This window comes from Lacibacter luteus, from assembly GCF_004118265.1.
In the GTDB taxonomy this organism is placed as follows: Bacteria; Bacteroidota; Bacteroidia; order Chitinophagales; family Chitinophagaceae; genus Lacibacter; species Lacibacter luteus.
Window position 1 is genome coordinate 212,285 of sequence record NZ_SDHW01000002.1, and the last position, 12,150, is coordinate 224,434.

10 protein-coding genes are annotated in these 12,150 nt (G+C 40.2%); 7 read left to right on the top strand and 3 right to left on the bottom strand.

Translation table 11 applies throughout. From position 1 onward, the window contains the following. The first annotated feature begins 335 nt into the window (after positions 1-335). The 5 genes from ESA94_RS08530 (at position 336) to ESA94_RS08550 (ending at position 5,282) form a co-directional block, all read left to right on the top strand. On the top strand, positions 336-800 hold the full coding sequence (locus ESA94_RS08530; protein WP_129130466.1) for a hypothetical protein: 465 nt from the start codon (positions 336-338) through the stop codon (positions 798-800). Between the two features lie 48 nt (positions 801-848). Continuing rightward, positions 849-2,468, top strand: a complete 1,620-nt coding sequence (locus ESA94_RS08535) for a T9SS type A sorting domain-containing protein (protein WP_129130467.1) — start codon at positions 849-851, stop codon at positions 2,466-2,468. Positions 2,469-2,540: 72 nt separating this feature from the next. Then, positions 2,541-3,266, top strand: coding sequence for a DUF4290 domain-containing protein (locus ESA94_RS08540; RefSeq protein WP_240671016.1), 726 nt, complete (start codon positions 2,541-2,543; stop codon positions 3,264-3,266). Positions 3,267-3,375: 109 nt separating this feature from the next. Further along, positions 3,376-4,686, top strand: a complete 1,311-nt coding sequence (gene murA, locus ESA94_RS08545) for a UDP-N-acetylglucosamine 1-carboxyvinyltransferase (protein ID WP_129130469.1) — start codon at positions 3,376-3,378, stop codon at positions 4,684-4,686. Then, complete coding sequence (locus tag ESA94_RS08550) at positions 4,683-5,282, top strand: GNAT family N-acetyltransferase (RefSeq protein WP_129130470.1); 600 nt, start codon at positions 4,683-4,685, stop codon at positions 5,280-5,282. Before murA ends, ESA94_RS08550 begins: the two co-directional genes overlap by 4 nt. A 5-nt stretch (positions 5,283-5,287) precedes the next feature. Here ESA94_RS08550 and ESA94_RS08555 read toward each other — a convergent pair whose 3' ends face one another. From ESA94_RS08555 to typA, 3 genes are all read right to left on the bottom strand, one after another. Further along, on the bottom strand, positions 5,288-6,355 hold the full coding sequence (locus ESA94_RS08555; RefSeq protein WP_129130471.1) for a methyltransferase domain-containing protein: 1,068 nt from the start codon (positions 6,353-6,355) through the stop codon (positions 5,288-5,290). A gap of 121 nt (positions 6,356-6,476) precedes the next feature. Beyond that, complete coding sequence (locus ESA94_RS08560) at positions 6,477-7,091, bottom strand: LURP-one-related/scramblase family protein (protein ID WP_129130472.1); 615 nt, start codon at positions 7,089-7,091, stop codon at positions 6,477-6,479. 101 nt (positions 7,092-7,192) lie between these two features. Continuing rightward, complete coding sequence (gene typA / locus ESA94_RS08565; RefSeq protein WP_129130473.1) at positions 7,193-9,004, bottom strand: translational GTPase TypA; 1,812 nt, start codon at positions 9,002-9,004, stop codon at positions 7,193-7,195. A 256-nt stretch (positions 9,005-9,260) separates the two neighbouring features. Between typA and ESA94_RS08570 the strand changes: the two genes are divergently transcribed. Both ESA94_RS08570 and ESA94_RS08575 read left to right on the top strand, forming a co-directional pair. Continuing rightward, a complete protein-coding gene (locus ESA94_RS08570) occupies positions 9,261-9,530 on the top strand; it encodes a hypothetical protein (protein ID WP_129130474.1) in 270 nt (89 codons plus the stop codon). A gap of 111 nt (positions 9,531-9,641) precedes the next feature. Beyond that, positions 9,642-12,119, top strand: coding sequence for an ATP-dependent helicase (locus ESA94_RS08575; RefSeq protein WP_129130475.1), 2,478 nt, complete (start codon positions 9,642-9,644; stop codon positions 12,117-12,119). Positions 12,120-12,150 lie beyond the last annotated feature (31 nt).

The window sequence follows — 12,150 nt, forward strand, 5'->3', positions numbered from 1 at the left end:
TTTTCACTTAATATTCAAAAACATTTTTGATATCAAAAAAAAATCTGTGAAGCAAGAAAGTTTGGAACAGTAATTGCTAATTATTATATGTCTTTTGAAATAACAAAAACATCATAAGCAGCAAAAAATCAACTGCTTACGATTTACAAATAATTCTTTCGCAACAGGGAAGAGTCAGGATACATTGATGGTTTTACAATGTGGATTTTGGGTAAACGACCCCGCTTTCCAGCGGGGTCAATTTTTTTTTAAAGGTTAACACCTATTGCACAAAAATTAAGAGCACTATACATTTGTTTTCGTAATCCAGTATTCACTATCAAAAACCGTATTCTATGAAACAGCTAGTCTTAGTACTTGCATTAAGTATCCTGTCTACTTATTCTTTTGCACAAGAAATCACATTTGAATCAGGTCATCAAAAGCACAATAACAAACCAGCAATGTTTGGTAATGTTAGCAGTCGCTTTACACCATCGCAAACATTCATCAGCGATGTAATGAATTACCGCTTAAATCAACAGGTTGATTTGTTTATTACAACAGGCCTGCGTTTTAAAGGTGAAGTTTCTTCTATTACAAGTGATGCGCCGGGTTTAACTACAGTAACAGTACAATCTACAGACCGTCCCGGTCTTTTACTTTCTATTTCCAGAATTACTATGCCTGATCAAACAATTACCTACCGTGGTATCATGATCAGTAGAAAACACAGTGATATGCTGATGTTAGAAAAAGATCCTGTAACAGGTAATTACACCTGGAACAAAAAACAGGTTTCAAATATGTTAGCCGATTAACCATACCTGTTCCAGCGGGTATAAGTAAACTATAAAAATCCAATAACTATGACACGTAATCTCATCATGAGCTTAGTTGCTGTATTTGCAACAACAGCTTACACTGCGCAAGCGCAAGTGCCAAAACTCAACAGTAACCCCGGTGCATCTGCAACAATCTTTCTTGATTTTGACGGGCAAACCGTGAACACTCCGTATTGGAATAGCGGAACTCCGTTTTACGCTACTCCATCGGGTTTAACGAACGAAAAAATTACAACAGCATTTTACCAGGTTGCTGAAGATTTTAATCCCTTCAACATTAATATTACAACAGACTCGACAGTATATTTTGCTGCCCCAATTAACAAAAGACAACGCATTATTGTTACAGCATACAGCAGCTGGTATGGTAGTGCCGGTGGGGTTGCCTATCTCGAATCGTTCCGTTGGGGTTTAGAAATCCCAGGATTTGTTTTTGCAAATCTTCTCGGCTACAATGAAAAAAATATTGGTGAAGCTTCATCACATGAATCCGGCCATACACTTGGTCTCTATCACCAAACTTTATACGACGCCAACTGTAACTATGTAACTGAGTATAACCCAGGAACAGGTTCAGGCGCAACAAGCTGGGCGCCTATTATGGGCAACAGCTATGGCAAAACACTTACACTTTGGCATAAGGGCAGTTCTTATTCTTGTACGAACATACAGGATGACTTAGCCATTCTTTCGGGAAGTGCAAATGGTTTTGGTTATAAAACCGATTCTGTCGGTAACACCTACCGCCAGGCAACGGCAGTTCCAATGGTTCAAAGTGTACCTGTAAACAACCAGCCATCTACACCAGGCTTTAATGTAAGCAGCCAGATTAACACAACATCTGATGTGGATATATTTAAAATTGATGTTACCTCTACATCTCGTTTCCAGATAACAGCAAAAGGTGCTGCCGGCACAACCAGCAAGCCAAACGTAGATATTAAAATGAGCATTCTTGACTCTCGTGGTAATGTACTTAACAGTTATAACCCTGCAAATTCACTGGATGTATCAATAGACAGCACAATTACTATGGGAACTTATTACCTGAGTGTTTCAAACGCTTCTAATACAAACGTTTCTAACTATGGTATGCTTGGTGATTATGCAATTGCAGGTGCTGCTTTACCTTCAACTTTACCTGTACAAAGTATGAAGTTGAACGGTCGTGCTGCAAACAATAAGCATGAGTTAAACTGGAATATTGTTGCAGATGAACCGATTGAAAGCATTTCTATTGAAACATCAACAAATGGCAGCAGCTTTACAGGTTTACAAAAAGTAGCAGCTAACAGCAGCAACTTCGATTACCAGCCTACAGAAAAGAAAACAGTTTTCTACCGCTTGCTGGTAACAACTGCATCGCAATTAAAATATTACTCAAACGTAGTTGCGCTGCGTGAAGTAACAAACAGTACAAAATTTGATGTTGTTACAAACATTATTAATAAAAATGAAATTGCCCTCAACAGTAAAGGCGCTTACAACTGGCGTGTGCTGGATATGAGTGGCAGAGCCGTTGCTAACGGACGTACAGCGACCGGTTATAATGTATTACAAACCGGCTCGATCAACAGTGGTATGTATCTTTTACAAATCATCGATGGAGGAGAGGTAGTAACACAGAAAATTGTAAAACAATAGTTTTTTTGATAGTCATAGTTTACCACTGGAACCAGCTGCCCCCTCAAAAGGGCAGCTTTTTTTATCAACCCTTTGCTTACATTTGCTTTTATTCGTTTTATGGAATACAACACAACAAGAAACCATTTGACCATTCGTGAGTACGGACGACATATTCAGAAAATGGTCGATCATATTATTACAATTGAAGACCGTCAGAAGCGCCAGGAACAGGCACATGTGGTAATTGAGCTGATGGGCTTCCTGAATCCGCATTTAAAAAATGTAGAGGATTTCCGTCATAAGCTTTGGGATCACCTGTTTCTTATTTCAGATTTTAAACTGGATGTAGACAGCCCCTATCCGATTCCTACACGTGAATCCTTAAAAGCAAGACCGGAGCCTTTGCCTTACCCCAAACGTTACCCACGCTACAACCATTTGGGTAAAAATATTGAAGTGGTGATTGATAAGGCATTGAAAGAAGAAAACCCCGAAAAGAAACAAGGTTTTGCAAATGCCATAGCTTACTACATGAAGCTTTCGTACAACAACTGGCATAAAGAAAACATTCATGACGATGCGGTACAAGCCGAACTGAGCGCAATTACTAAAGGAGAATTAGAATTCAACAACCGTCCTTTTGTTCGCCAATACCGGCCAAGCGACGATTTCAGAGAAAACCGTGGCGGTGGTGGTAAGTTTAAAAAGCATTTCCAGCAAAGAAGCGGCAGCGGTGGTGGTCGTGATAACAGAGGCGGTGGCGGTGGTCGTGATAACAGGGGTGGCAATAACAATAAGTTTAAAAAACGCTACTGATCTTTCGGCACAAAAATCTCAAAGGTTAATAAGGAATTTCTTGTTAACCTTTTTTATTTCCCTGTACTTTGTTGCTCGATCATTCCACACTTATTACATAACTATCTATATGAACGCATTTGAAGTACGAGGCGGCAAAAAGCTGAAAGGCGATATTGTTCCGCAAGGTGCAAAAAACGAAGCACTGCAAATCATCAGTGCAGTATTGCTTACGCCTGAAAAAGTTACCATTACCAACATACCCGATATTGTTGATGTAAATCTACTGATTGAGTTGTTGGGCGAAATGAATGTAAAAATCGAGAGGCCGCAAAGTGACACCTGTATTTTCCAGGCCGATGATGTAGATATTGATTATTTGCACAGCGAACGTTTTAAAAAGAAAAGCGGACGCCTGCGTGGAAGCGTAATGCTGGCTGGCCCTATGCTTGCCCGTTATAAAAAAGCATTCATTCCTAAACCTGGTGGCGATAAAATCGGCCGCAGAAGATTAGATACACATGTAATTGGTTTTGAAAAATTAGGAGCTGCGTTTAACTACCATGCAGAAGATGGTTTCTTTCATCTTACTACCAGTAAACTGCAAGGCGTAAATATGCTGCTCGATGAACCATCGGTAACAGGCACTGCAAACATTGTAATGGCAGCAAGCATGGCCAATGGTACAACTACCATTTACAATGCAGCTTGTGAACCATACATTCAGCAGTTATGTGCAATGCTTAACCGCATGGGCGCAAAAATCAGCGGCATTGGAAGTAACCTGCTTAACATTGAAGGTGTTGATTATTTAGGAGGAACGGCTCATCGTATTTTACCCGATATGATTGAAGTAGGTTCGTTCATTGGTTTAGCAGCAATGACACAGAGCGATATCCGTATTAAGAATGCATCTGTTGATCATTTAGGAATTATTCCCGACAAGTTTCGCCAGCTGGGTATTACTGTAAATATTGATGGTGATGATATTCATATTCCAGAACAAGAGATATATGAAGTAAGTCGCTATTTCGATGGTGGTGTATTAACTATCTACGATCATCCATGGCCCGGCTTTACTCCCGATCTGTTGAGCATTGTTTTAGTTACTGCAATACAAGCGAAAGGCAGTGTACTCATTCACCAGAAAATGTTTGAAAGCCGTTTGTTCTTTGTAGATAAACTCATTGATATGGGTGCACAGATCATTCTTTGCGATCCACACCGTGCAGTAGTAATTGGCTTGGAACGTGAGCAAAAGCTGAGAGGCATTACCATGAGCAGCCCCGACATTCGTGCCGGACAGGCATTGCTGATTGCTGCATTAAGTGCCGAAGGTAAAAGCATCATTCAAAATATTGAACAGATCGACAGAGGTTATCAATATATCGATGAACGTTTACGTAATCTTGGTGCCGATATAAAACGTGTTGAAGGATGATAGAAAAAATTACCGACAGCGAAATTGTTTTAGAAAACGATCGGGTACTGCTTCGTCCGTTGAAAGAAAGTGATTTCGAAAACCTTTTAGTTTTTGCATTACACGAAGCTGATCTGTGGAAGTATTCACTTATCAGCCCTGCAGGTGAAGAGGGAATGAAGAATTACATCAGTACGACATTGCAAAACAAAGTTGCCGGTATTGAATATCCGTTTATTGTATTTGACAAAGCAACACAGCAATATGCAGGCAGCACACGTTTCTACGACATTCAGCCATTCAACAAAACAACACAGTTAGGTTACACCTGGTATGGCAAGGCATTTCAACGAACAGGATTAAACCGTAACTGCAAGCAACTGCTGTTTCAATTTGCATTTGAAAAATGGGGGTTGGAGCGTGTAGAGTTAAGAGCCGATGCAAACAATCAACCTTCCATCAACGCTATGAAAGCAATTGGTTGTACTGTTGAAGGAATACTGAGAAGCAATATGACCATTGAAGCAGGCGGAAGAAGAGACAGTATTATCCTGAGTATTTTAAAAACTGAATGGTTTGGTTCTGTAAAACAATTACTGCAACAAAAAATAAGATAAGCCTATCAACTTTCTTTTACATTCTTCCCAACAATGGAAAAACCAAACTGATCGGTTGTCGTCACTTTTACATCGGAATAATTCAACTCCGTAAGCCATTTCTCTGCTTCATTGTGGGTAATTTCAAAACGAAATTCCGGCGTAAACATATCTAGTATATCAATGATCTCTTCTCTATAATTCAACTTCCGTTTTCTTTTTATTTTCTTAATTAAAAAGCTGAATGGAAAAACAAAAATCATAAGCAAGGGAAACGATATAGCTACAGGCATCTTACTGGTCACTTTTCGCATGAAGAGCATCGCATTGTGAATTTTGTTTGACTGAGGATGGTAGAGCCAGATGCAGATTTTTCCATTCTTCTTTACGAGTGCTTCTACTGCTACCAGTGATTTTTTTGTGTCAGCTGTGTGATGCAACACACCACTGGAGTACAAAAGATCAAACGACCTTTCAGCAAAAGGAAGAAAGAGAAGATCACCTTGCAAAAAATGTGCATTTGCTTGATCATTGCGGCTATATGCATTCTCAACTGCCCGGCTCAATTCAACCCCAACAACCAATTGAGAGAGCGTTGCTATTTTTCCCGTTGTTACCCCATGCCCACAACCAACATCTATTACGGCTTTCCCTTTTAAATCTTCAGGCTTTAAATCAAATTCCTGTAAAAACTTGTAAGACAAATCTGCAATCTCATCATGCCATAGTTTATCATTCGCCTGCGGTTTTAAAAAGCCCCATTCCAAAAAGAAACTTTGCTTTGTTTTTTTATTTTTTTCTCTGCAAAAAGCTAACAGATCAGCATGCTTCTCTTCAAGTTGTTTTTTTAATAATAGATAGTTTGGCAAATGTTGTTTCAAAAAAGTGTCGTAATCGTAGATTGATTCAATGAGCATTCTCGGAATTCCATCAATTACCGGGAAGACAAACCCTTCTTCCGAAAACAGGATAGCTTCTTCTATTATTTCAACTAAAGAGCTGTTAAATTGCCTTTGTTTTTTTGAAATGATCTGAATACGCAAAGGTTGCTTTGCATATGGACACCGAAGCAAATGAAATAAACTTTCCTGCATAGCACTAGTTGACCTGTTACGTTCTGACTTGTATCTATTTCCGGATTAAGGCAATTTTATCCTGTTTACAAAATGGTTAAGCTAAAAAAGAAACTTAGTATATTAAGATTTATATCTTTCTCTATCCTCTTCTTCTTTCGAGCAATGCCATCATCATTAATCCCAGTTGAATGCGCTGTTCTTCGCCTTTTTCAAACATTGTTTCCTGGTATAAATTAAACTTACGACCAAAGAACGAAGCTTCTTTTTTAAATGTTGCTACCAACGTGCCGTCAGGACGTTTTACTGTATAACTTGGGTTGAATAAGTAACCTGTGAAAATGCCGAGGATCGGAATTTCAGAAAGCACAGCATCTCCCACTTTTGTCCATGCATTTTTTTCCTGGATAATGAGATCCTGTTGATCTCTTTCATCATACAGTTCGTATTGTGCTTTCCATAAAGAGCGCCAGCCCTTTCGTGCCACACGACCAATGGAGGAACCATCGGGTTTATCGAAGCTGTATGTTGTATTAAAGTCGAGCCACTTGTTTGCACGTATGTTGTACAGCAGTTCTGTTTGGCTTTCATCTGTAAACACCTGTACATGTTCTTTAAACTTAAACAGTTTTTGTTTTACAAATGCTTTTGTTGTGCCACTTGCATCAACTGCTCTGAAATCGTTGTGAATGGTGCCGATACGGAAAATAAACTGGTAAGGATAAAATACCGGATCAAAAATGGATGTTTCACTCATTGCTTTATGTATTTGGTTTAGGAATTGCAATGATAACCATCATTCCCCAAAACAAAAAACCTCCCATATTAAGGAGGTTTTATTCTTTAAGCAAGTATTTCTTACGCCATTTGTGCGTTCATTTGTTTTGCTACTTTCTTGCGCTCTTCTTCATCGAGAATTACTTTACGCATACGGATGAAGTTTGGAGTTACTTCAATACACTCATCAAACTGAATGTATTCCATACACTCTTCCAGCGTAAGCAAGGTTTTTGGAGCAATGCGTGTTGCATCATCACTTCCACTTGCACGGTGGTTGGTTAACTTTTTACCTTCTGTTGCGTTTACTACTAAGTCGCCTGGTTTAATGTGTTCAGCAATGATCTGGCCTGCATAAACATCTTCACCCGGATCAACAAAGAAAGTACCACGATCCTGCAACTTATCAATTGAATAACCGGTTGTTTTATCCTGGAATTTAGAAAGTAATACACCGTTGTTACGACCGGGGATTGCACCTTTCCATGGTTTGTATTCGCTGAAACGGTGCGCCATTACAGCTTCACCGGTTGTAGCGGTAAGCATTTGTGTACGCAAACCAATCAACCCACGTGAAGGAATATCGAACTCAAGGTGTTGCATTTCACCTTTGGTTTCCATCACCAGCATTTCACCTTTACGACGTGTAACCAAATCAATTACTTTGCTTGCAAACTCCTGCGGCACATCCACTACCAATGTTTCGTATGGTTCGTGTTTTTTTCCACCGATCTCTTTCACAATTACCTGTGGTTGACCAACAGTTAATTCATACCCTTCACGACGCATGGTTTCAATTAAGATACCGAGGTGAAGAATACCACGACCATATACCACCAGGCTATCGCCATCTTCGCTATCTGTTACACGAAGCGCAAGATTCTTTTCCGTTTCTTTCATTAAACGATCACGCAAGTGACGGCTTGTAACAAACTTACCATCTTTACCAAAGAAAGGTGAGTTGTTTACACTGAACAACATGTTCATCGTTGGCTCATCTACACTGATAACCGGTAATGCTTCCGGATTATCTGCATCAGCAATAGTATCACCAATATTAAAATCATCAACACCAACAACTGCACAAAGATCGCCGGCAACTACTTCTGCCACTTTCTTTTTGCCCATTCCTTCAAACACATACAGTTCTTTTACTTTCAGCTTACGCACTGTACCATCGGCCTGCATTAATGCTACCTGCTGATTTTCTTTGATTGAACCACGGCTTACTTTACCAACTGCAATACGACCGAGGAAAGAAGAATAATCGAGTGAAGTGATCTGCATCTGCAATGGACCTTCCGCTACTTTCGGAGCAGGTACATATTTAATAATACCATCCAGTAATGGATTGATGTTATCGATCTCTGTTAATGAATCGTTGAACCAACCGTTTTTACCACTACCATAGTAAGTAGGGAAATCCAGTTGTTCTTCTGTTGCATCGAGGTTAAAGAATAATTCGAACACCGCATCATGCACTTCATCAGGACGACAGTTTGGTTTATCAACTTTATTGATAACAACGATCGGCTTCAGGTTTAACTGCAATGCTTTTTGTAACACGAAACGTGTTTGTGGCATCGGACCTTCAAAAGCATCCACCAACAGAATTACACCATCAGCCATTTTCAATACACGTTCTACCTCACCACCAAAATCGGCGTGGCCTGGTGTATCGATCACGTTAATTTTAATATCGTTGTAGGTAACAGCAGCATTTTTGGAAAAGATGGTGATACCACGCTCCCTTTCCAGGTCGTTGCTGTCCATGATGAGTTCGCCTGTTTCCTGGTTTTCACGGAAAACTTTGGTTGCGTGTAAAATTTTGTCAACCAGGGTAGTCTTACCATGGTCAACGTGTGCAATAATTGCTATGTTACGAATATTCATACTCAGTGAGTTAGGCAATAGTGTTGGTGATTACTGCCAATTTTAAGGCCGCAAAGGTAAGCCTTTTAGCTGGGGTGGCAAGGAAAAAGGGCATGAATGTTTGGTTATGAATTAGTGATTATGAAAGATGATTTGAGGAAACCGAACACCTTCCTTATACACAGCCAATGCACATTCCTGCCCGGTAACAATTTGATAAGAAAACCTTGGCATTCTTTTTACGTTAGTATTTGTAATTCACCTAAAATTCAAGTTTATGCAAAAGCAAGTAATGGCCCTTACAAGAAATCTCCTCAGCAACGGAGTCTTCAACCATCTTTCCGATGCAGCTTTATCACGCATGCAATGGTTGCTGCTTACACGCAACAACAGCAATGTAACCACACAGCTTATGCAGTATTGGTATAGTGGGAATTATTTTACTACCGGTGCGCCGCAGGATTTGTTTCATCAATGCAACCTGTTTCTAATGCAGGCCGGGAAGCCAGCAATTGATGTGTTTATGTACGACGAAACAGAAGCCTGATCCTGATTTCCTGTTTTTCTTTTTGTTGTTCTCCAAAGGAGCTGCAATTTCTTTCTCCACAGCACCCCATCTCCCATTTGCTTCTTGTAAATTGCAGGCTTATTTCGATTTATGATTGACTATTTAAAAGGACTAAACGAACGGCAGAAAGAAGCAGTGATCACCATCGACGGACCGTTGATGATCGTGGCAGGTGCAGGTAGTGGTAAAACCAAAGTGCTCACCACCCGTATTGCACATTTAATGGCGCAGGGTGTAGATGCATTCAACATATTAGCGTTAACGTTTACCAATAAAGCGGCCAAGGAAATGAAGGAGCGTGTGGAGCACATCCTCGGCAACCACGAAGCAAGAAATTTATACATCGGTACTTTTCATAGTGTCTTCGCAAGAATTTTAAGAAGTGAAGCAACTAAGATCGGTTATCCATCAAACTTTACGATTTACGATACGGATGATGCAAAAAGTGTAATCAAAACAGTGATCAATGAAATGAACCTGGATGATAAACACTACAAACCATCAACTGTTTACAACCGCATCTCCTCTGCAAAAAATGCATTGGTAAATGCAGAAGAATACAAGAACGACTGGCACATACAGCAGGAAGATATGCGTGCCAACCGTCCGGCCATTGCACAGATCTACGATAGTTATGCCAAGCGTTGTTTTAAAAACGGCGCAATGGATTTTGATGATCTGTTGATCAAGTTTTATGAATTACTGAAAACTGTTCCGGAAAGCTTAAGTAAGTACCAACGTCGTTTCAAATACATCATGATCGATGAGTACCAGGATACTAACCCTGCCCAGTACGAGATCATAAAACTGTTAGGTGCCATGCACGAAAATGTTTGTGTGGTGGGCGATGATGCACAAAGTATTTACAGTTTCCGTGGCGCTACTATTGAAAACATTTTACAGTTTCAGAAAGATTATGACAATGTGCATGTGGTAAAACTGGAACAGAACTACCGCAGTACAAAGAACATCCTCAATGTTGCAAACGAAGTTATAGCCAACAACAAAGGACAAATTGAAAAAACACTTTTTACCGATAATGGCGATGGCGAAAAATTAAAACTGGTTCGTACGCTTACCGATAATGATGAAGGAAAGTTTGTTGCAGATACTATCCAGGAACAAAAACTCCGTAACCATTACCGCAATAAAGATTTCGCCATTCTCTATCGTACCAATGCACAAAGCCGTGCAATGGAAGAAAGCCTGCGCCGCATGGGTATTCCCTATATTATTTACGGCGGCATCAGTTTCTATCAACGCAAAGAGATCAAAGACTTTATTGCATACCTGCGCCTTATTGTAAACCCACGTGATGAAGAAGCGTTGAAACGCATCATCAATTATCCTGTTCGTGGCATTGGTAAAACAACGGTTGACAAATGTGTGCTGTTTGCCAATGAACAAAACATCAGCATGTGGGAAGTGCTTACCCGTGCACAGGAATATGGTTTCAAAGCAGGAACATTAGAAGCAATAGACAATTTTGTAACCATGATCCGCAGTTTTGCCAGCATGTTACAAAAGAATAATGCGTACGATGTAGCGGTGCATGTGGGCAAACAAACCAATATCGTTAAAGAATTATTCAACGATAAGAGTACAGAAGGGTTACAACGTTATGAGAATACGCAAGAATTACTTAACTCTATTAAAGAGTGGGTGGATGATACGGCAAACCGTCAGCAGATTGATGATGACGGTGTGATGATTGAAGAAGAAAAACTGTTTGATGAACCCGAAAAGCCGCAACAGGAACTATCGTTCGATGCTGCTCCTGCGCAAACAGAAGAACAAAAGAAACTCGGTGCTGTTACACTTGGAGCTTACCTGCAGCAGATCACTTTGTTAACCGATGCCGATGATAAAGATCCTGATGCAGACAATGTAAAACTCATGACCATCCATGCTGCAAAAGGTTTGGAATTTGAATGTGTATTTGCTGCGGGCTTAGAAGAACAATTATTCCCCAGTGCACTCTCCATCAATACAAGAGAAGAACTGGAAGAAGAGCGTCGTTTGTTTTATGTAGTGATCACCCGTGCAAAAAAGAAGTTGTGGATCACTTATGCCAATACACGATATAAGTTTGGACAGATCGTTCAAAATGAACCCAGCCGTTTCTTAGATGAACTGCCGGAACAATATGTAGATAAAAGTTATGCAGGCGGCGGTTTACGTAACCAGTCATCCGGCTCTTCGTTTGGTGGTGGTTCTGCATTCGATCGTATGAAAGGTGGATTTGGCAATCGCAATAATGACTATACTGATGTTGCCAATGCCGAAAAGCGTTATGGTGCACCTCCGAAAGCTAACACATCAAAACCATCGTATGCCACACCACCTGCAAGGCCACAAACAGTGGAACATAAACCTGCTGCAGATTTTGTTGCCAGCGATACCAGCAACCTGGAAGTGGGCAATAAAGTGGAGCATCAGAAATTCGGTTTTGGCGAAGTAATTAAAATGGAAGGCAGTGCTCACAACCCCATTGCAACGGTAAAGTTTGAATTGAACGGCGAAAAGAAGATCATGCTGAATTATGCCAAGCTGCGTATCGTCAACTAAGATCCCGTCAACGGAATAAGAATAAGAAAGC